At 39.4% G+C, this 20,184-nt stretch carries 19 protein-coding genes and 1 pseudogene; 15 read left to right on the forward strand and 5 right to left on the reverse strand.

Annotated elements, in window-relative coordinates:
* Window positions 1–8 precede the first annotated feature (8 nt).
* The 6 genes from OSH00_RS03510 to OSH00_RS03535 all read left to right on the forward strand — a co-directional run bounded on the left by OSH00_RS03510 (window position 9) and on the right by OSH00_RS03535 (window position 5,209).
* The gene (locus OSH00_RS03510) at window positions 9–935 is read left to right on the forward strand and encodes a DMT family transporter (protein WP_266129240.1); all 927 of its coding nucleotides are present in this window, start codon (window positions 9–11) and stop codon (window positions 933–935) included.
* A 24-nt stretch (window positions 936–959) separates the two neighbouring features.
* A complete protein-coding gene (locus OSH00_RS03515; RefSeq protein WP_266129241.1) occupies window positions 960–1,832 on the forward strand; it encodes an LD-carboxypeptidase in 873 nt (290 codons plus the stop codon).
* A gap of 330 nt (window positions 1,833–2,162) precedes the next feature.
* A complete protein-coding gene (locus OSH00_RS03520) occupies window positions 2,163–2,594 on the forward strand; it encodes a RidA family protein (RefSeq protein ID WP_266129242.1) in 432 nt (143 codons plus the stop codon).
* A 22-nt stretch (window positions 2,595–2,616) separates the two neighbouring features.
* The gene (locus OSH00_RS03525) at window positions 2,617–3,807 is read left to right on the forward strand and encodes an MFS transporter (protein WP_266129243.1); all 1,191 of its coding nucleotides are present in this window, start codon (window positions 2,617–2,619) and stop codon (window positions 3,805–3,807) included.
* Between the two features lie 494 nt (window positions 3,808–4,301).
* The gene (locus tag OSH00_RS03530) at window positions 4,302–4,721 is read left to right on the forward strand and encodes a lysozyme inhibitor LprI family protein (RefSeq protein ID WP_266129244.1); all 420 of its coding nucleotides are present in this window, start codon (window positions 4,302–4,304) and stop codon (window positions 4,719–4,721) included.
* A gap of 68 nt (window positions 4,722–4,789) precedes the next feature.
* On the forward strand, window positions 4,790–5,209 hold the full coding sequence (locus tag OSH00_RS03535) for a hypothetical protein (RefSeq protein ID WP_266129245.1): 420 nt from the start codon (window positions 4,790–4,792) through the stop codon (window positions 5,207–5,209).
* 22 nt (window positions 5,210–5,231) lie between these two features.
* On the opposite strand, the pseudogene OSH00_RS20520 reads toward OSH00_RS03535, so the two are convergent.
* Together OSH00_RS20520 and OSH00_RS03540 are read right to left on the reverse strand one after the other, a co-directional pair.
* Window positions 5,232–5,473: pseudogene (locus tag OSH00_RS20520) on the reverse strand (IS3 family transposase); the annotation flags it as partial.
* A gap of 131 nt (window positions 5,474–5,604) precedes the next feature.
* Window positions 5,605–6,249 (reverse strand): HEPN domain-containing protein, encoded by a 645-nt coding sequence (locus OSH00_RS03540; protein ID WP_266129246.1) that lies wholly within the window; start codon window positions 6,247–6,249, stop codon window positions 5,605–5,607.
* 454 nt (window positions 6,250–6,703) lie between these two features.
* Here OSH00_RS03540 and OSH00_RS03545 point away from each other — a divergent pair, with 454 nt between their 5' ends.
* The 9 genes from OSH00_RS03545 (at window position 6,704) to OSH00_RS03585 (ending at window position 16,214) form a co-directional block, all read left to right on the forward strand.
* The gene (locus tag OSH00_RS03545; RefSeq protein WP_266129247.1) at window positions 6,704–8,050 is read left to right on the forward strand and encodes an amidase family protein; all 1,347 of its coding nucleotides are present in this window, start codon (window positions 6,704–6,706) and stop codon (window positions 8,048–8,050) included.
* 54 nt (window positions 8,051–8,104) lie between these two features.
* Complete coding sequence (locus tag OSH00_RS03550; RefSeq protein WP_266129248.1) at window positions 8,105–8,989, forward strand: polysaccharide deacetylase family protein; 885 nt, start codon at window positions 8,105–8,107, stop codon at window positions 8,987–8,989.
* Between the two features lie 21 nt (window positions 8,990–9,010).
* Complete coding sequence (locus OSH00_RS03555; protein WP_266129249.1) at window positions 9,011–10,390, forward strand: MFS transporter; 1,380 nt, start codon at window positions 9,011–9,013, stop codon at window positions 10,388–10,390.
* Window positions 10,391–10,400: 10 nt separating this feature from the next.
* Window positions 10,401–11,171, forward strand: coding sequence for an SDR family NAD(P)-dependent oxidoreductase (locus OSH00_RS03560; RefSeq protein WP_266129250.1), 771 nt, complete (start codon window positions 10,401–10,403; stop codon window positions 11,169–11,171).
* An 86-nt stretch (window positions 11,172–11,257) separates the two neighbouring features.
* Window positions 11,258–12,007, forward strand: a complete 750-nt coding sequence (locus OSH00_RS03565) for an SDR family NAD(P)-dependent oxidoreductase (protein ID WP_266129251.1) — start codon at window positions 11,258–11,260, stop codon at window positions 12,005–12,007.
* Window positions 11,994–12,323 (forward strand): hypothetical protein, encoded by a 330-nt coding sequence (locus OSH00_RS03570; RefSeq protein ID WP_266129252.1) that lies wholly within the window; start codon window positions 11,994–11,996, stop codon window positions 12,321–12,323. Before OSH00_RS03565 ends, OSH00_RS03570 begins: the two co-directional genes overlap by 14 nt.
* A 2-nt stretch (window positions 12,324–12,325) precedes the next feature.
* A complete protein-coding gene (locus OSH00_RS03575) occupies window positions 12,326–13,294 on the forward strand; it encodes a CobW family GTP-binding protein (RefSeq protein WP_266129253.1) in 969 nt (322 codons plus the stop codon).
* 268 nt (window positions 13,295–13,562) lie between these two features.
* On the forward strand, window positions 13,563–14,792 hold the full coding sequence (locus OSH00_RS03580) for a carbohydrate porin (protein WP_266129254.1): 1,230 nt from the start codon (window positions 13,563–13,565) through the stop codon (window positions 14,790–14,792).
* A 231-nt stretch (window positions 14,793–15,023) separates the two neighbouring features.
* A complete protein-coding gene (locus tag OSH00_RS03585) occupies window positions 15,024–16,214 on the forward strand; it encodes an ABC transporter substrate-binding protein (RefSeq protein WP_266129255.1) in 1,191 nt (396 codons plus the stop codon).
* Between the two features lie 27 nt (window positions 16,215–16,241).
* Here the strand turns inward: OSH00_RS03585 and OSH00_RS03590 are convergent, their stop codons facing one another.
* The 3 genes from OSH00_RS03590 to fucP form a co-directional block, all read right to left on the reverse strand.
* Entirely contained in the window at window positions 16,242–17,246 is a 1,005-nt protein-coding gene (locus tag OSH00_RS03590; RefSeq protein ID WP_266129256.1) for a GntR family transcriptional regulator, read from the reverse strand.
* Between the two features lie 293 nt (window positions 17,247–17,539).
* A complete protein-coding gene (locus tag OSH00_RS03595; RefSeq protein ID WP_266129257.1) occupies window positions 17,540–18,856 on the reverse strand; it encodes a carbohydrate porin in 1,317 nt (438 codons plus the stop codon).
* A gap of 89 nt (window positions 18,857–18,945) precedes the next feature.
* Window positions 18,946–20,175 (reverse strand): L-fucose:H+ symporter permease, encoded by a 1,230-nt coding sequence (fucP, locus tag OSH00_RS03600; RefSeq protein ID WP_266129258.1) that lies wholly within the window; start codon window positions 20,173–20,175, stop codon window positions 18,946–18,948.
* Between the last annotated feature and the right edge of the window lie 9 nt (window positions 20,176–20,184).

Genomic DNA, 20,184 nt, shown 5'->3' on the forward strand with positions numbered 1-20,184 from the left:
TCAAATTCATGAAACTTTCTATCTCTAGCACACAGCTTGGTTCAATATTCGCTCTGGGTGCAGCGTTCCTGTTTAGCACTAAAGCTATTTTTATTAAACAAGCCTATGCCTTATCTCCATTAGTAGATAGTACAGTCCTTATGGCTCTACGAATGGCTAGTGCATTGCCCTTCTTTCTTCTGTTATGTTGGTTCAATCGGCACCATAACAAAAACATCACCCACAAAGACTGGCTATTGTTAATCGCTGCCGGTCTGATGGGATATTATTTTTCCAGCTGGTTAGATTTCGCAGGCTTAATGTATATCAGCGCCTCACTTGAACGAATTATTTTATTCCTCTATCCAACGCTCACTGTAATCGCTACAAGTTTCATTTATAAACAGAAGTTAAATTTTAGAACCATTATCGCAATTGCTTTAAGCTATGGTGGAACAGTCATTGTGATGTTACAGGAGCAGAGCACAGTTCCGCATGAAGGTAATTTCTGGTTAGGGGTGAGTTTAGTCTTTGCCAGTGCTGTATCCTTTGCCACCTATTTATTGATGACACCACGCTTGATCCAAAAATTCGGCTCATGGAATTACACAGGTTTGGCTTTGAGCATCGCCTGTTTTGGTACTTTAACTCATTTTGCTATTGCGACCCCTCAGCCTATACAACTGCTTAATCAATTGCCTATATCCGTGATTTGGTATGGTATTGCACTGGGTTTATTGGTTACTGTATTGCCTACAATTTTAGTGGCTCAAAGTATTTCTCGCTTAGGCGCAGCTCAAGCCGCGATGATTGGTTCAATTGGTCCCATTCTCACCATTATTTTGGCAGTTGCATTGTTGGGTGAACACATGAATGCGATACAATGGTTTGGTTGCTTGTTGAATATTATCGGTGTCATGATGATCACCTTATCTAAAAAGAAACTGGCACATTAAGTTTTGCAAAAGTTTGGAAGAAATATGCATTTTAAAATTGTATCGCCAAGTGCGTGCGTAGATATTGAAAGTATCCAATTGGCTCAAACTCATTTACAACGCTTAGGTCATCAAGTCAGTTTAGGACAGCATGTTTTTGCACAATACCGTTATTTGGCTGGTACCATCGAGCAACGTGTAGAAGATTTAAAACAAGCGAGTTTAGATCCCACTGTTGATGCAATTTGGTGTGGTCGTGGTGGTACAGGCGCCGCGATGTTATTGCCCTTTTTAGGTGAATGGATTTTAAATAAGCCGATTATTGGATATTCAGATACGACGGTGTTGTTGAATTATGTTGCCATGCATGGTGGTCAAGCTTTACATGCACCTGTATTTCAAGAAATTGCAGTTAAAAATCTAGATAACTCCCCGATATCTTATGATGCATTAAAAACCATCAGCCTATTAACAGCAGATTCAAATAAACAGAATCTCTACGCGCTATCTGCTTTAAATAGTTTTACTCAAAATCAAGTGCTTGAGAACCTGCAAGTATTAGGAGGTAATTTAACGGTACTCTGTAGTTTACAAGGAACACCTGATCGTTTGGCACTTGATCAACCCAGTACCTTGCTGATCGAAGATGTTGGGGAGCCATATTACCGCATTGAACGCGCTTTCACTCAACTTTTACAAAGTATTGATACATCTCAGCTCAAAGCTGTGGTGTTAGGTGATTTTTATCAGTGTCCACAGAAAAACGTCCCTCAAAGCATTACAGAAATTGTGGCAGAACACTTAGAACCCCTCAAGATTCCACTCTACCAATGTAATTGGTTTGGGCATGGCGCAGTCAATCGCCCCTTTTGGTTAGGGAAAACGGGCAAGATTGTAGATTCACAACTCATTATTTAAGTTCAGGGCTATTTGAATAGATTGAATATAAAAATAGCCAATCGCTTGCTCAAGATATGCCCCTACGAAATTCTAGTCAGTACTTACTGGAATTTCATAAGATCATCAAAGCAAAGATAAGCAACCTATATACTTGTTATATGCTGAACAATACTGCTGCAATTATCTCCCTTTTCTCTTTATGACGATTTTCGTGATCTAGCAAGCTATTGATTGTTCATTGATAAATACGATCATTTACTTCGGTTTTTTCTTAGTCTTTTTATTTGACCTCAAGTTAACCTGAGCTTTGATACTAGCAAAGTGTCCCTTTGATAGAATGTAGCCAGTATGAATTCCAAATCAGATCTTCCACAAATCAAATCATTTCAGATGACCAACCCGAATACGCTTTATAATCCCACAGCATTTGCGTATAGTCATGTAGCTGAAGTACGTCATTACTTGCGTATTTTGCACATATCTGGACAAGGTGGTGAAAACCAACAAGGACAATTATCCAAAGATTTTGCTCAACAAGTTCATCAAGCTTTTATCAATCTGCAACATGCTTTACATGCAGTAGATGCATCATTAATGGATATTGCTGTTTTAAAAATACTCGTGGTCGATCATAGCCCTAAAAAACATCAGTTTTTAATTCAGGAAATGCAACAGCTTTGGAAAAATCAAAATTTTCCAGCCTGCACATTAATTCCTGTCCCGTGTCTTGCCTTACAAGGAATGCTCATTGAAATTGAAGCAACCGCTTATTGTATGTAACTTCAAGAACTAGGAAATTTTTATGAATGCTCAACTCGATATTAGCCAGAATAAAGCATTACTTTGGCTGATGGCGATTGCCTGTGGTTTATGTGCAGGAGCAAACTACTATAGCCAACCTTTAATTCACTCCATTCAACAATATTTTAATATGCCAGAGTCACAAGTTGCGCTTACTGTGACTTTTGCACAAGTATCTTATGCACTTGGGCTGTTATTTATTGTGCCTATGGGTGATATCGTCAATAAAATCAAATTCATTCCTTGGCTGATGTTTTGTGCTGCCCTTGGTTTATTGATGTGTGCTTTTGCCATTAATCTTCCTATGCTTTGGGCAGGTACCATCATTACAGGCCTATTTTCTGTTGCTGCACAAGTTCTTATCCCACTTGCAACCATGGCCGTAAAACCTGAGAAAACAGGTGAAGTCGTTGGTTTTCTGATGAGCGGACTCTTGGTTGGGTTATTGCTTTCAACCAGTCTTGCAGGCTTGTTATCAAATTTATTTAACTGGAAACTGATTTATTTTGTCAGTGCCGTACTGATGCTGATTCTGGCTTATTTACTGAAAACTCGCCTACCCCATGTGCCCATTTTAAAAATGAGCTATGCACGAATTTTCCATTCAATGGCTTTGCTGCTTAAACAAGAGCGACGTTTAGTTTACCGCGCCATTATTGGTGGTTTTGTTTTCGCAGCCATGAGTATTTTGTTTTCTACCATTGCTGTTTTGCTGACCTCAGAACCCTTTAACCTGCCAGATGTATTGGTTGGTGTAGCCACATTGATTGGTGTCTTCGGTGCACTAGCGACTGCAAAAATTGGGAAAATTGCTGACCGAGGACACACCTCAGTTCTGACTTGGATTGGAATTGTTGTCATGATTTTAAGTTGGGGACTGCTCTATCTAGGGGGAACAAACTTAACTGCATACATTCTCGGCTATGGTCTCATTAGTTTTGGATTGGCTGTGGTACATACCAGCAATCAAAACATTATTTTCCGCCTACGCCCAGATGCAAAATCTCGCATTAATTCTATCTACATGACCGCCTATTTCACTGGAGGAGCCTGTGGTTCGGCATTGGGCGTTTATGCTTGGCATCACGGAGGTTGGACCATGACCTGCTTGGTTGGACTCAGCTTGGTATTTGGAGCTGCCCTGTTTTCTCTTTTAGATCGTCTATATCTCAATAAAGCACAGACCATTTAAAGTATTCTAAAATCAAAATCCTTCAAAATTTGAGGGATTTTGATTTTTTAAGAGACTTAATTATTTAATCAAAAATACCGACACCGAAATCATTCTATTTGAATAATATTCACTGGAACTATTGTGTGAAAAAATCGATCATAATATATTCACATCAATAGCCTGCGATAAAATTCCTAAAAATACGATGTACACAATTTAAATGGATCTGCGGGTTACTATCTTGAAGTTATATGAATAAACAGTTGAGGAGCAGTAATTATACGGAAGATAAATCTCAGAGCTTTAAAGAAATTTGTACAGGACACTCAATATTTTTGGAAAACACATCCAAATATCCATGATTATTCAAATTTAAAATTGATACACTTTGGTCAAAATGACAACCTTGTCTTGTCTTTGCTAAAGCGTGATTGACGATACTCAAGCACAGTTTTTCAACTCGCACAATAACCAATATTCATCCTCATAGATCAACCCAGAGTTTATCCCTTATGAACAAAATACGATTAGCATACTTACCGATCAGTTTTTTATGTACTTTTTCAAGCTTGGTCTTCGCTGCACCAATAGGAAATGAAAACTTATTATTAAGCCAAGCTTTTATAAACTGTGACAACAGTGCCCAAGGCATTATTGAACAGGCAGCTTGTCTAAAAGATGAGGAGGAACGTCAAGATAAGCAATTGAATAGTATCTATAAAAAATTACAATCGCATTTGAATGCTACCCAGAAAACGAAACTGGTTGCATCACAACGTATTTGGCTACAATTACGTCAAAGTGATGCTGGACTGGAAACAACCTTGTATGGTCAATCACAGCCAGACAACTTGCAAATTTTACTTAATGATATACAACGTACAGCAGCCCGTACTGCACAATTGCAACGCTATCTGATTTTATTGCAATAATGCAAATCAAAGCATAGAAATACTCAAGAACGAACATCGAGATCAAGATAAAACTAAAGGTTAAACATATGAAAAAATTTAAAGGTACTACATTATTGTTTATCTCTTTTCTTCCTTTTGCAGCTTTTGCCGATGATGAAATAGCTCACCCTCTTCCAGATAATTCTTATATTCATGCCAAATTAAGCAGCAGTTATGGTCAATGCATCAAGCAAAGTGGTGCTGTAACATTTGAGATGCAAAGCTGTATGGACCAAGAATATGCTCAACATAAGAACCGCGTTGAACAGGCCTTTGCCAAAATCATCAGTCGTCCAGACAGTGTGAAAAAAGACCAGCAGATGGATGAGATCGCAGCATGGTGGGAAAACACCAGTAAGTATTGTCATTGGGATCCTAAAACCGAAGGACAGGGACAAATGTTAGATGCACAGTCTTGCCGTCTGAACCGTATAGCTAACCTTGCGGATAAGCTCAGCCGCTATTGAGTCTCACAAATTAAAACTAATACTAATCAGTATTGTAGACAGGGTTTCCCGCTAAATGCTTAAAATATTTTTGCTCAAATACTTTAGGCTTAACCCACCAATTGCAGAATGCCTGTTGATTCGATTGGAATAAACTTCAATATATTCAAACAAGACTGAATTTGTTTCTTTTCCTGTAGGAAATACACTGTCATGTACAACATGTCTCTTCAGTGTACGAAATATGCTTGGCATCACGGAGGCTGGACAATGACCAGCTTGGTTGGGCTAAGTTTAGAATTTGGAGCAGCAGTGTTTTCTTTTTTAGATCGCCTCTATATCAATAGAATCAAATCTGCTTAAAAAACAATCTACACAATAAGTTCTCACGTGATGAAGGCTTGTGCACTTTCAATTCATGACACTTGTAATAATGGATAAAACGGCGTATCAAAATCAAAATTTTGAGGATTTTCCAAAATAATATGCATACTTGCTGGGATGACTGCAATCAAAATATTACAACCATCTTGCAGTAATTTGCGATTCATTGAGCTGTTATAGGTTGCTCCACCCAGTATAAGTTGATGTTGTAAAGTCAATAAACGTTGAAAAACAATTCTCAATAAGCAGATTGTATCTTGCGCTTGTCGTGCTTCAGACACCTGCTTTTTTTCTGCAAGAAATGCTTGTTTCCATACTTTCTGATTTATTTTTTGATTTTGATCATCCCAAAAATTTTGAAACGTATAGGGACTTTCAATCAGTCGAGCAATCGCATCATGATATCTGTCCCAAACAATATGTTGAATTTTTTGTTCTCGATCTAATCGCACTAAGGAATTGAAAAACTGGCTAAAATCTTGCTCGTCATTATTGGTTTTAACCGATTGCGGATGGATTGCGTTTAAAGCAATCCATAAACTGATGAATTTCAAATCAAGATCGCTTTGCAGAATCACCGCTTTTTTGAGCCAGCTTAAGCCGCGATGTATACGTAAATTGAATTGCTCAGAATTTTCTGCTTTTTTACTTTTATAAACTTCTTCTAAAACCAACATCCCCAATACCTTAAATTATTTTTTTGATGATTTACCTTACGCAACGACAGTGCTGTGAGCAAGTTATTTATCTTAATTTTAAAACCATTGAGATAAATTTATCTTTATCACAAAAACATCCAACAAGAGAATCACCGGAAAAATCTTCAAAATTTCAAAGCCGTTAAATGATTCGTTAAAAAAATATCCACTTCGTCAAATTCAATCGTCTTATTTGGAATAGCAATAAATTGAGTGAAATTTTGAGCCACTTTTAATTAATGATTATTTTATTAAAGAATACATCTTAAAGTAAATAATATAATTTATTGATATTATTAAACATTAAATAAAAAATCAAAAATAAATTATTTTTTAATCGTACATTATTTACTCTTTACAAGTTTTAATTTAAGATTAAATTCAATTTAAAAATGTATTTATTATTAAAATATACAATTATCAGGAGTATAGCATGGATGATGCGATTTCCTTATCAAAGCAATATGCACAAGGAATAACCGACCCACTCCAAGAATTGGAAAGAGCGTGTGATGTTATACAACAGGTGAATGACAGCACTTTTATTTCCTTGAGCTTGGAACGCGCTTATCGAGAAGCACGTGCTTCAACAGAACGTTGGAAAGCCCATGCACCGCTATCTGTGTTTGATGGTATTCCCATTACTTGGAAAGACCTTTTTGATGTGCAAGGAACGATAACTACTGCAGGTTCAAAAACGCGAGAGCATCATGCCATTGCTCAGCATGATGCAGATGTCGTCATGCAATTGACTCGTATGGGCATGATCAATCTCGGAAAAACCAATTTGACTGAGTTTGCTTACTCTGGCCTAGGTCTAAACCCACACTTTGGTACACCCAAGAATGTAGCTGATCCACTATGCATTCCTGGGGGGTCTTCATCAGGCGCCGCAACATCTGTTGGACAAAAAATTGTACCAATTTCTATGGGAACGGATACTGCAGGTTCTATTCGGATTCCTGCATCCTTTAATGGCTTAGTGGGTTATCGAAGTAGTGGTTCACGTTATCGTAAAAAAGGAGTCTTTCTTCTTGCAGCAAGCTTGGATAGCTTAGGTCCAATCAGTCGCAGTGTTCGTGACTGTATGGTCTTGGATCAGTTATTACTCGAGCAATATCAAGCAAACATGCCATCTGTGCCTAAGCCAAAGAACATTCAAATCTATATTGATTTAGAACTGCTTGAGCATCCAAATATTCAAGACGCTGTGAAGCAAAATTTCATACAAACAATTGAAATACTTCAACAGGCAGATATACAGGTTGTGCATCAACGCATAGATGCATTCGATCAGGCACAAACCTTGATTGACTCAGGTCAATGGTTAGGTGCTGCTGAGGCATATACCTTACATGAAGCCTTGTTACAAAGTGATCAAGCAGAATTCATGGATCAACGGGTCCGAAAACGTCTGCTTTCGGCAAAAAATACATTGGCGTCTAGCCAAATCCATCTTTATCAGATGGCACAGCACTTAAAAGCAAAGTTAAAAGTAGAACTGGCTGAAGGATTTTTACTGATGCCAACAACTGCACATACCGCCCCAGAGCTTGCATCTTTAGAGGCAGATGAAGCCTTATTCACCCAAATAAACCTCAAGACACTCAGATTAACCATGCCAGGCAGTTATTTAGATATGCCAAGCATCTCACTTCCGAATGGAACTGACTCAAATGGGCGTCCTACAGGAATTCTACTCTCAAGCTACAGTGGCAATGATCAAAGTCTTTTATCCACTGCTCTAGCTATTGAACATATTCTTAACAACACTGATTAGCGCAATCATTTTAATTCAATCAAACACTTAACCTTTTTTATCGAGGATGACGACATGGCTAAAAAGGAAATCTTAGTTTCATTTGGAATTGACGTTGATGCAGTCGCGGGTTGGCTAGGGTCTTATGGCGGTGAAGACTCGCCTGATGACATCTCACGAGGCTTATTTGCTGGTGAAGTCGGGGCAATACGTTTACTGAATCTATTTAAAAAGTATGGTTTAAAAACCACCTGGTTTATTCCTGGGCACTCTGTAGAAACATTCCCAGAACAAATGAAAGCCGTTGTAGATGCTGGACATGAAATTGGTATGCATGGATATAGCCATGAAAATCCGATTGCCATGACGCCTGAACAGGAGGAAGCGGTACTGGATAAAGCCATTGCGCTCATTACTGAATTATCGGGCAAACGTCCAACAGGATATGTCGCACCCTGGTGGGAGTTCAGTAATGTCACCAATGAGCTTTTGTTAAAAAAAGGCATCAAATATGACCACAGTTTGATGCATAACGATTTTACCCCGTATTACGTCCGAGTCGGAGATTCATGGACCAAAATTGATTATAGCCAACAACCCGAAACATGGATGAAACCATTGATTCGTGGTGAAGAAACAGCGTTGATTGAGATTCCTGCCAATTGGTATCTCGATGATTTACCCCCAATGATGTTTATTAAAAAATCTCCAAACAGTCATGGTTTCGTCAATCCTCGTGATATCGAGCAAATGTGGAAAGATCAATTCGATTGGGTCTATCGAGAAATGGATTATGCCGTTTTCCCAATCACACTGCATCCAGACGTATCTGGTCGACCACAAGTTTTATTGATGTTGGAACGTCTGATTGAACACTTCAAATCCCACGATGGGGTGAAATTCGTCACCATGGATGAAATTGCGAACGACTTCGCGCAGCGCTGTCCTCGCAAAGGTTAAAATTCCATAGAAGGAAAAGGAATGATGAGCGAAAACATAGATGTTAAAGGCAGCATTGATGTGATTCAGGCTGCTTCGCAAGACAAAACAATCAACTGGCATCCTGAACAAATTCAGCAAAAAGATATCACTTATGCATCTTGGATTGCTTTTTTTGCATGGGTATTTGCAGTTTATGACTTTATTTTATTTGGCACCTTATTGCCTGTTATGGGTGGACATTTCAACTGGAATGAGGCAGAACAAGCCAGTCTGGTGACTTGGATTGCGATTGGTGGGGCAATTGTCGCGTTCGCAATTGGACCGATTGTAGATCGTATTGGTCGACGCAAAGGGATTATTTTCACCATGACGGGTACAGCCATCGCTACAGCGATGACTGCAATGGCAGGGGTTGGAAAAAGCTCACTGGTTGCCATTCGGTCGGTTGCCGGACTGGGTTATGCAGAAGAAGGGGTAAATGCAACTTACCTCACTGAAATGTATGCCACTTCAAAAGATAAACAGTTTCAAAAACGTAAAGGTTTTATCTACTCTTTAGTGCAAAGTGGTTGGCCTGTGGGAGCATTACTTGCAGCAGCATTGACTGCAATTTTACTTCCTTATGTGGGTTGGCAGGGTTGTTTCATCTTTGCCGCTATTCCTGCATTTATTATTGCTTTTTTAGCCAGAAATTTAAAAGAAAGTCCCCAGTTTCAAGTCGTGCAAAAAATTAATCAACTTAAACAGTCTGGAGAAAATGAACAAGCAGATCAACTGGCCCGCCAGTACCATTTAGACGATCCAGAACAACAGAAAATAGGTGTGATGGCTGCTTTTAAAGGTACGGCATTACGTCCAACATTGGTCCTCAGTTTAGCGATCTTGCTGAACTGGTCTGCCATTCAAGTCTTTAGCGTATTGGGAACATCTGTGTTGGTGAATGTTCACAATTTGTCTTTTCAGAACTCATTAATCATTTTAATTCTCTCAAATCTGATCGGTTTTGTGGGCTATTTGGTTCACGGTTGGCTAGGAGATCGTATTGGTCGTCGCAATACTGTTGCCATGGGTTGGATGTGTGGCGGTGTTGCATTCTACGCCATGATCGTTGCCTCTCATGACCTTGTCACAGTGGTCGCCCTTTATAGTGTCGGTTTATTTTTCTTGACAGGTCCTTACTCTGCGATGTTGTTTTTTATGGGGGAATCCTTTCCAACACGCATACGTGCAACAGGTGGCGCGATTGTACATGCGATGGGACCGATCGGTGCAATTCTAGCAGGTGCGGGTATCACCAGTATTCTTACTGGTGGTGGAGCATGGGCAAGTGCCGCAATTTGGTTTGGCGCCCTACCTTGCTTCTTGTCTGGTTTGGTGATGCTTATGGCGCGTCACGTTAAACCTGAAGATGTGAAATAAGGAGATGATCATGACTTTAAGCAATACTCCAGTAGCATTTATTACCGGGGCTGCCAGTGGAATTGGACAAGCTTTGGCTGTTGCGTATGCAAAAACAAATGTTCAAGTCGTTGGTGGTTATTTTGAGCAAGATCCACATGACCCAAACATCACCAAACAACTGGTCGAAGAGGCAGGTGGTCAATGTGTCATGGTTAACGTAGATGTTACCGATACGGAGTCTACGCAAAGCGCAGTACAAAGCACGATAACGCATTTTGGACGCTTGGATTATGTGATTGCCAATGCAGGTTTGTTACGCCAAAGCACAATTATAGACATGACAGATGAAGCATGGAATGAAATGTTGAATGTTGATTTAACAGGTGTAATGCGTACCTTCCGTGCAGCAAGTCAGTACATGCAAAGTTCAGGTGCAATGGTTGCCATTTCTTCTATCGCAGGAGGTGTTTATGGTTGGCAAGCACATAGCCATTATGCTGCGGCCAAAGCAGGTATCCCCGGCTTGTGTAGATCTTTGGCTGTTGAGCTTGCACCTAGAGGAATTCGTTGTAATGCAGTTATTCCTGGGTTGATTGAAACACCACAATCCTTGGATGCTCAAAACTCCCTTGGTCCTGAAGGTTTAAAACATGCAGGACAAAAAATTCCATTAGGCCGTGTGGGACGCGCAGATGAGGTGGCCAAACTGATTCGCTTCTTAACCAGTGATGATGCAAGTTACATTACAGGACAGCGCATTATTGTCGATGGTGGTCTAACCATCCGCTGGCCAGATTAATCAACAATCCCCTACGCATATATTGGACAGGCTTGATTTTAAAAATTGTAGATGAGGTCAAGCTGCTCTTTTCTTAGGAAGAAAACATGAAATTATTAAATGAATGTCGGGTTGTCGTGACGGGAGCTGCCAGTGGTATTGGTGCTGCGATTGCAGAAGCATTTGCTAAACAAAATAGCCGTTTACTCTTAAGTGATTTAAATGCTGAAGGTCTGGAACAAATTGCCCAGCTCTGTCGCCAATTGGGTACGCAAGTGACCACCATCGTCGCAGATCTGGGCACTGAACAAGGTGCGCATCAAACGGTAGATTGTTGTGTTGAAACCTATGGTGGAATAGATGTTTTAGTCAATAACGCAGGCATTTTAACCCAAGCCCCATGTGCAGAACTCAGCAAGAAAATGTGGGATGACATGCTGCGTATTGACTTAACCAGTGTGTTTTTAACCAGTCAACGGGCATTGCCTCATATGATCAACCAAAATTGGGGACGTATTATTAATATTTCCTCTCAACTTGGAATCAAAGGTGGTATTGAACTGGCACATTATTGCGCAGCCAAAGCCGGTGTAATCGGTTTTACCAAATCTTTAGCTCAGGAAGTCGCTAAAGATAATGTATTGGTCAATGCAATTGCACCGGGTCCAATCGCAACGCCACTGGTCGATGGTATTAGTCAAAGCTGGAAGGATGAAAAAGCCAAACAGTTGCCTTTGGGACGTTTTGGAACAGCTGAAGAAATTGCTCCAACTGTAATTTTATTGGCGTCGGATCCTGGCGGCAATTTATATGTGGGTCAAACACTCGGACCAAACAGTGGCGATGTCATGCCTTAATCAATGGAGTAATGGTGCAATGTGTGGATTATGTGGATTAATGGGTGAGCAACAGGATTGGACAGACAGCCTAAGAACTGACCTGCCTAGACGGCGAGAACGTTTACGTAAAATTAGATTGCTTAATTACATCACAGCACCTTATCGCCTTTCTATCACTGACTTTCAGGGCGTGAACTATTTGATCCAGACACCAACCGGTAAACACAGTATTGCCAATGGACTTGATCAGTTGTGGAACGAAATCCAGCAATTAACAGGGCAAAAAATAGATGTTCTTGATCCTCGGCTGTTATCTCATTTAGAGGCTTTATAAATATGACGATCCCCGTGCATATCGTGACTGGTTTTTTAGGTAGTGGTAAAACCACACTGATAAAAAAACTACTGACACAAACACAAAATGACAGCACGATCGTATTGATTAATGAATTGGGTGAAGTTGGCATTGATCATCTGTTGGTACAAACAGTCGCTGAGAATACCTATTTACTGGCCAATGGTTGTATGTGTTGCAGTGTTTTAACCGATTTGAAAGACAGCTTGTTAAAACTATTACAACAACGTAAACAGGGAGAGATTCCTGATTTTAAGCGGGTCATTATTGAAACGACAGGTTTGGCTAATCCAGCAGCAATTTTGAATACCATTCATCATGATACACATCTTAAAAATCAGTTTTATGTACATGGCTTAAGTACGGTTGTGGATGCTGAGTTAGGTCATTTACAAGCTGACTTGCATCCTGAATGGTTAACTCAAGTTGTTGCTGCGCATCAGATCATTTTGAGTAAGACCGATCGGGTTGATCTTTCAGCACAACAGCTTCTGTCTGAGAAAATACAAGAGGTTCACCCTGAAGTAAATATTCTCTCGTTCCATCAAATTGATTGCGTTGATGACATTTTTTCTCAAGATTTAACGCAGCAACAGCATCTTTCACGACCGCAATTTTTTCTAAAGACTCAACAAGACGAACATGCAATGACTCAAAGTTGTGTGCTGGAATGGACAACAAAACTGGATTGGATGGTATTCGGACTATGGATAAATTTATTACTCAAGCAATATGGTGAAAATATTCTACGGATAAAAGGGATTTTAAATTTAACTGAATTTGACCAACCTGTTTTGATTCACGGCGTACAACATTGTTTATATCCGCCAGAGCATTTAGCCCAATGGCCTTGGGAAGATCACTATTCACGTATTGTCATGATCGTGAGACATGTTGATCTTGAACAGATACAAAAATCATTTCAAATTTTTATGGGAAAGTTGAACTAAGTTAATTACGAGAACCTTCAAACTTCGATGTTTTTAAAATCATCGAATAGGATTTTTACGCCTTGATTTAACAACTAAAAATACTTTCATCGCTCTCAAATTTTAAGTTTTTATGAGGAATTATCACATCTTGCAAAGATAAATACAGCAATAATCAAGGAGTCATCATGAACTAGAACTATGCCAAAAGTAAGGATACTGAGGTTTTAAATTTTATGTCTTTTTATAGAGAAAAGAACATGAATCATCAAAAAATATGGAGTAAAAAATGAGAAAAATAGTATGCATGATTGCAATCTCAGGGTTATCGTCAACATCATCAATTTATGCAAAAAAAGCTTTTGCAAGTGACAGCCTATGGATGTTGGGCGATGGACAAAGTCAACGTACAGCTTTAATTGAAAAAGGCTATGATTTTGGCATAAGTTATACGGGGCAAGGTGCAACTGTACTTGATACCCAAATCAGCAGTGAGAAAGACTCGGCTTATGCAGATCAATGGAGCTTTTTGGGAAATTTTGATTTAAATAAAATTTTGGATTGGAACGATACTGAAGCGTTGATCAATATTACTTATCGCTCAGGTCAGCAAGTTGAAAATAAGTCGCAGGTGTTGTCTTCACATATCAGCCAAGTTCAAGAGGTCTATGGTCGAGGACAAACATGGCGTTTAACAGACTTATGGGTTAAAAAGAAATTCTTCGACCAGAAGTTAGATGTAAAAATCGGACGATTTGGTATCGGTGAAGACTTTGCCAGTTTTGATTGTGAATTCCAAAATCTCGCCTTATGCGCAGGTCAAATTGGACATTGGTCAGGAGATCAATGGTTTAATGGCCCTGTAAGCCAATGGGCAACTCGTGTTAAATGGAATATCTCTCCAAATTTATCAGCGCAAGTTGGTGTCTATGAGTACAATCCTGAAAATCTAAAAAGAAGTAAAGGTTTTAACCTGAGTACTGATGGTTCCAAGGGTGCGCTGCTTCCAATAGAGCTGATCTGGAAACCCGAAAATTTAATACAAAACTTGGCTGGTGAATATCGTTTAGGTTATTACTACAGCACAGCAGATGTAACAAATGTTCAAATCCAAGATGATCGCAAGGAACATAAAAATGGGGCTTGGATTTCAGCCAAGCAACAGTTAACAAGCCATGCTGGTGATGTAAATCGCGGTTTAACATTGATGGGACAGGTTGCTCTTTATGACAATAAAACCAGTATTTTTAATGATGCAGAAACTCTCGCTGTAATTTACAAAGGATTATTTGATCAGCGTAAACAAGATGAAATCGGCCTCGGTATTTCAAGAATTGCCGTCGACAGTCGGCAAAATCCACAGTTGAATAATGAGATTAATGCTGAACTGTATTACAGTCTGCTCGCAACACCGTGGCTTAAAGTGCGCCCTAACCTTCAATATATTGACCGTATTGGCGCAAATAAAAATCAGGGCGATGCTTGGGTGGCTGGGTTAAAGTTTAATCTTAATTTTTAAGATGGCTTCAGCAGCATTCCTCCAAATTAAAACGTAGTGACTTCAATACACTACGTTTTAACTTAAAGCTAAGTTATAGTCAGCAAAAGCCTGTTATTTACAAAAAAGTAAAATCAGCATATACAATTACTTAAGCTTGATCATGATGATCAGTTCGAAGGGGTTTAAATCATGATTTTGGTTTAAAGTCAGCGTCTGTAATAAACGATTGTTACCTAAGAAATCAGGATAATGCATACTTTGAAAACATCATCTAAACCAACTTTAAGAGTCTTGGGCACTTCAGTCACTTTAATTGAAGCGATACGACAACAAGCAGAAATAGACCTTGGTTTTGATATTGAATATCAAATTCATGACCCACAAACCGCACAACGTATTGCTGTATTAAATCCAGATCAATATGACCTCTATGATCAGTGGTTTCATAATATTGATTTTGTTTGGCCCGTCAGATCCATTCAACCGATTGAAATAAAAAAAATTCACCGATGGGATGAAGTCAACGATTTAGCCAAAAAAGGAACCTTACTTCCCGATCAACCACTGGCGAAAGGTGGCGTTCCAAGTCAACGATTATATGTACAAAAAGATGGTACGCTCGGCCGTCAGGAATCTGAATATATCAGCATGCTTCCCCTCACTCACAATGTAGACAGTTTTATTTATTTCCCAAAATTTTTACCTAAAAACCTACATGATCAAGCTGAAAGTTGGGCATGGCTGTTAGAGCCAAATTGGAATGGTTGTGTCACAGTACAAAACGATGCCGCTATTGGTGCACTCGATTTGGCAATGGCAGTACAAGGTTCGGGACAATTACAGTTTAAAGATATTGGGAATTTATCTTTATCTGAAATTGATCAATTAACTTCAATTTTACTTGAACTTAAACAGCAACAGCATTTTAAAGATTTTTGGGCAGACGATGAGCATGCTTATAATTTAATTGTTGATCAAAACATTCATATCGGCAGTTTATGGTATCCAGCACTGATCAAATTATTAAAAGCAAAACGGGACTTTAAAATTGCGAAACCCGTAGAAGGCTACCGTGCCTGGTTTGGAGGATTGGCATTATCTCGAAATTTACAGGGGCAAATGAAAGAACAGGCTTATGCATATCTCAACTGGTGGCTTGATGGTTGGGCAGGTGCCATGATGGCAAGACAAGGCATGTATATTTCCAATCCACTGCGAGCACGAGAATATTTAAGCTCGGCTGAATGGGATTTTTGGTACATGGGTAAACCTGCTGCAGAAGCATTGATGGGAATTGATCAGCAACCTTTAATTAAAAAAGGGATGTCGCGCCAAGGTGGATCATACATGGAAAGAATGGGACATATCGGGGTTTGGAATTCAGTCATGGATGAACACAACTACTTGGTCAGAAAATGGAAAAACCTGATGCAGCACTAAGTTACGACCATTATTCCATTCAAATGATTAGGAAATTCTTTCTAGGTAAGGAGGAATATTCGGTTCAGGAATAATTGAAAAGACCTTTAAATATTCAATCGAACGCTTTTTTGCATTGATGAGATGCTTTTCTAAATACTCTACGCCTTGATCAATCGAACCACACAACAAAGCTTCTAAAATGGCGCTATGTTCTTCTAACATTAACTCATAATTACTCAAATGAATTGCCTCATGAATTACTCGACTAATCAGAATAGAGCTTTGAGCATTGTATAAAATATTTGCCATTTTCTGATTATGCCATTTGATATTGCATAACGTTTGATGCAAATCTGCCTCAATCTGTTGAATCAATGAGGCATTCACGTCCTGCTTATGGGTTTGTGCATAGATAATACGATTTAACATCTGCTGAATATCATCATAAGAAACATGATGAATATTGGCTTTTAACGCCAATGGTTCAAGAATTAAGCGCAGTTCATAGTTTTCGATTACACTTTGTGCGGTTAATGGACCTGCAAGCCAATCGCCGTACGCTTCTTTTTCTACTAAGCCCTGTAAATGTAAGCTTTTTAATGCTTCACGAACAACATTTCGTCCCACATTAAAATGCTCAGCAATCCGTTGTTCATCGAGTCGATAATGTCCATGTAAAACGATATAGGAAATACATTGATAAAGCTCATCGTAGACTTTGTCGCTTAATAAACGGGTATCAATAATTTCTTCATCTGATGCCAATCCCAATAACTCTCGTGTAATCTCCAGTCTGATCGGTTCAATATCTTTTAATTGTTTTGGGTTAACCAAATAGCCACGACCTTCAAAACGCGAAATTAACTGTTGATCAAATAAAAGTTGTAGTGCTTTACGCACAGGAACACGGCTGGTGTTGAAAATATTGGAAAGAGGTCCTTCCAGTAAGACAACGCCTGTGGACAGCGTATGGCTGCTGATCACATTTTGCAAAGTCTCAAAAATACTCTGATAACGTGAATTTGCTTGAGAAAATGTTTGAGCCGTCATAACAGGATATACATTTAGGAAAGTACTGGAATCAAGTAAATCATAATTTACACCAATAATGACCAAGCTAAGCAATCTGATCGAAATAAATTAAGAAAAATCAATAATACAGCTTGTATACTATCCCTCAGATTAACGTTAAAGTAAAAAAAAGATCAATATAATCAAATATAAAAATTCATACCGTGTAGAAAAAGAAAAAGTTGCCTATTGTAATCACAGTGCGAAAACACCATGATTCAAGGCAACTTTTCTTTTTCGTCAAACAATAAAGTTTTTTAAATACTCTGGATTTAGAAATTCATATTAAATTTCACGCCACCAACCCATGCATCGCCATAGGCCTTATTGGCGCCAATATTTTTGACATATTGAATATTCGGGCGTACCGTTAACCAGCGAGTGGCTTTTAGCCCATAATAGATTTCAGCATCCAATTCATCATCAAACTTATCATTGTTGACTTTGCCTTTAAACTTTATTGCATCTGTATTTACAGCAATCCTCGCCAATCCAATTCCAATTTCATCGGTTGGGCGACTCTCCAATAATCCTTTGTAGACCACTGCAATATTCTGTGCATCACTATAGGCACTGGTTTTATCATCATAAAAAGTAGCCTGCCCCATTAAAGTCAATCCACGAGACTCATCACCATGATGGCGAGTCAGTTGTTGCTTTGCTGAAAACCAAGCCGCCCATTTATGATGATCCGCATCGAAGTTTTGAGAAATTCCTGGAACGGAATAATCCACTTGAACATTCTGAGTATCTACGGTGCTGGCGAAGTACCCCAGTCGGTACTCTCCCGGTAAACTCAAACCTGCACTGGTTTTTTTCGGTTGCCAGACGATTTCCAATGGAATCACTGCACCATCTGAACCATCTGTACTTAAGTTAAAACCATCACTGGCAGTCGTTGCATTGGCGTTGACCGTATTGCGTTCATATATTCCCATTTGAACAGCCAACTCAGGATGAATATTGTATTTGACACGACCTGCCCATTGGCTGACTGGTCCGTTGTACCATTGATCTCCTGCCCAATTTGCCACCTGTCCACCACATAAGGCTAGGTTTTGAAATTCACAATCAAACCCTGCAAAGTCTTCACCGATACCAAAGCGTCCCAGTTTCACATCTAAACGCTGATCTACAAATTTCTTTTTAATCCATAAATCAGTTAATCGCCAAGTTTGTCCTCGCCCATATACTTCTTGCGTTTGGTTAAATTGAGGAGCCATAACATCTGCTTCTGTGTTCAGTGCTTTCCCTCCACGATGGGTAATCACAATTTTTGCTTCTGTATCGCGCCAGCCGAGTATTTTATTTAAGTCAAAGTTTGCGCCAAAAGCCCACTGATCTGCATAAGCATTGCCTTTACCATCCCGATCAGCATTAACCACACCTGCAAACTCCCCTGTGTAACCGATATTAAAGTCATACCCCTGATCTATTAATTCGCTTCTTTTACCATTCCAATCTCCCAGCATCCATGGACTATCTCCACGAAAAGCATCTGATGCGATTGCAGCACTCATTGTTAAGCCACTGGATAGCGCAATAATTGCAAGTTGTACCTTTCGACTGTTTCCATTTTGAATTTTCATGATATTGTCCTTAATCATCTCATTTTCGCCCTTTGGTTAAATGGCGGTTTTTTATAGGTCATCGCGCTCGCTGCGATAAAATGTAGGTATTAATCGACCTGTGCCAAGGTGATTTTTTGATCGCTTTTCGCATAGAAAATCACGATCACGAAACAGATCAATGGCAGTACGTAGGCAATATGGGTCCCGTAGTGATCAGCCAATTTCCCCATGAAAAATGGCATGATGGCCCCACCGACAATCGCCATGATCATAAATGAACTACCAATTTTTGTTTTAGACCCTAAATTTTTTACACCCATCGCAAAAATGGTCGGGAACATAATCGACATAAAGAAGAAGATCCCAATTGCTGCAATCACTGAAATATATTGAGCGCCAGTTAAAATCAGCAAACATAATGCACTGTTAATCACGGCATAAATCAACAACAAATGATTCGCAGAAATTTTCGACATGATACCCGTACTGACAAATCGTCCGATGAGGAATGCAAGCATAGCGATCGATAAGAAATATGCACCTTGTTGGCTTGAACTCTGTGGCCAAGTCTCAACCACTAAGTTAATGAAAAATGCACCTACACCCACCTGCGCTGCGACATAGAAAAACAGTGTGATGACACCAAATTTAAATTCTGAGTGTGACCACATCGACGCACTGTTATTTTGAAGATTTGCGGCATCTAGTTTCGCCTCATTTTCACGCAGATCTGGCAGTTTGGCTTTAGCAAAAAACACAATCAAAACAATGACAATTGCAGCAATACCGACATAGGTATAGGTGACGGCATCAAAACTTGCAGCACTGTCACCTTCTACTGAGTTAAAGAAAAATAAGCCGCCAATTAATGGACCAAAGAATTGCCCCAGGCCATTAAACGATTGAGATAAATTGAGCCGTTGTTCAGCAGTTGAAGGATGTCCCAACGCTGATGAATAAGGGTTGGCGGCTGTTTCCAAACAGCCTAGTCCCAAAGCAAGCACAAATAATGCAAATAAGAAAAAGCTAAATGTCATCATATTTGCAGCAGGGACAAAAAGGAGGGCCCCGATTGCATAAAGGGAAAGACCGAGAATAATCCCCGCTTTATAGCCTTTTTTTTCGATAAATATCCCTGCTGGTAAAGCAATCACAAAATAGGCACCAAAATACGCAGCCTGAATCAACCCTGATTGTGCTTTAGAGATATGTAAAGCTTCCTGAAAATGTTTATTTAAAACATCGACCAAACCATACGACAATCCCCACATAAAAAAGAGTGTCGTGACCAATATCAACCCCATCCTAAATTGGGGTTCTGTAATTTTTGCTTTCATGACTGAATT

It is taken from the genome of Acinetobacter nematophilus, assembly GCF_026344175.1.
In the GTDB taxonomy this organism is placed as follows: domain Bacteria; phylum Pseudomonadota; class Gammaproteobacteria; order Pseudomonadales; family Moraxellaceae; genus Acinetobacter; species Acinetobacter nematophilus.

Excerpts from the sequence above, each read along its gene's own strand:
- OSH00_RS03510 (WP_266129240.1), top strand. The coding sequence starts at position 9 with ATGAAACTTTCTATCTCTAGCACACAGCTTGGTTCAATATTCGCTCTG.
- OSH00_RS03515 (WP_266129241.1), top strand. The coding sequence starts at position 960 with ATGCATTTTAAAATTGTATCGCCAAGTGCGTGCGTAGATATTGAAAGT.
- OSH00_RS03520 (WP_266129242.1), top strand. The coding sequence starts at position 2,163 with ATGAATTCCAAATCAGATCTTCCACAAATCAAATCATTTCAGATGACC.
- OSH00_RS03525 (WP_266129243.1), top strand. The coding sequence starts at position 2,617 with ATGAATGCTCAACTCGATATTAGCCAGAATAAAGCATTACTTTGGCTG.
- OSH00_RS03530 (WP_266129244.1), top strand. The coding sequence starts at position 4,302 with ATGAACAAAATACGATTAGCATACTTACCGATCAGTTTTTTATGTACT.
- OSH00_RS03535 (WP_266129245.1), top strand. The coding sequence starts at position 4,790 with ATGAAAAAATTTAAAGGTACTACATTATTGTTTATCTCTTTTCTTCCT.
- OSH00_RS03540 (WP_266129246.1), bottom strand. The coding sequence starts at position 6,249 with ATGTTGGTTTTAGAAGAAGTTTATAAAAGTAAAAAAGCAGAAAATTCT.
- OSH00_RS03545 (WP_266129247.1), top strand. The coding sequence starts at position 6,704 with ATGGATGATGCGATTTCCTTATCAAAGCAATATGCACAAGGAATAACC.
- OSH00_RS03550 (WP_266129248.1), top strand. The coding sequence starts at position 8,105 with ATGGCTAAAAAGGAAATCTTAGTTTCATTTGGAATTGACGTTGATGCA.
- OSH00_RS03555 (WP_266129249.1), top strand. The coding sequence starts at position 9,011 with ATGATGAGCGAAAACATAGATGTTAAAGGCAGCATTGATGTGATTCAG.
- OSH00_RS03560 (WP_266129250.1), top strand. The coding sequence starts at position 10,401 with ATGACTTTAAGCAATACTCCAGTAGCATTTATTACCGGGGCTGCCAGT.
- OSH00_RS03565 (WP_266129251.1), top strand. The coding sequence starts at position 11,258 with ATGAAATTATTAAATGAATGTCGGGTTGTCGTGACGGGAGCTGCCAGT.
- OSH00_RS03570 (WP_266129252.1), top strand. The coding sequence starts at position 11,994 with ATGTCATGCCTTAATCAATGGAGTAATGGTGCAATGTGTGGATTATGT.
- OSH00_RS03575 (WP_266129253.1), top strand. The coding sequence starts at position 12,326 with ATGACGATCCCCGTGCATATCGTGACTGGTTTTTTAGGTAGTGGTAAA.
- OSH00_RS03580 (WP_266129254.1), top strand. The coding sequence starts at position 13,563 with ATGAGAAAAATAGTATGCATGATTGCAATCTCAGGGTTATCGTCAACA.
- OSH00_RS03585 (WP_266129255.1), top strand. The coding sequence starts at position 15,024 with ATGCATACTTTGAAAACATCATCTAAACCAACTTTAAGAGTCTTGGGC.
- OSH00_RS03590 (WP_266129256.1), bottom strand. The coding sequence starts at position 17,246 with ATGACGGCTCAAACATTTTCTCAAGCAAATTCACGTTATCAGAGTATT.
- OSH00_RS03595 (WP_266129257.1), bottom strand. The coding sequence starts at position 18,856 with ATGAAAATTCAAAATGGAAACAGTCGAAAGGTACAACTTGCAATTATT.
- fucP (WP_266129258.1), bottom strand. The coding sequence starts at position 20,175 with ATGAAAGCAAAAATTACAGAACCCCAATTTAGGATGGGGTTGATATTG.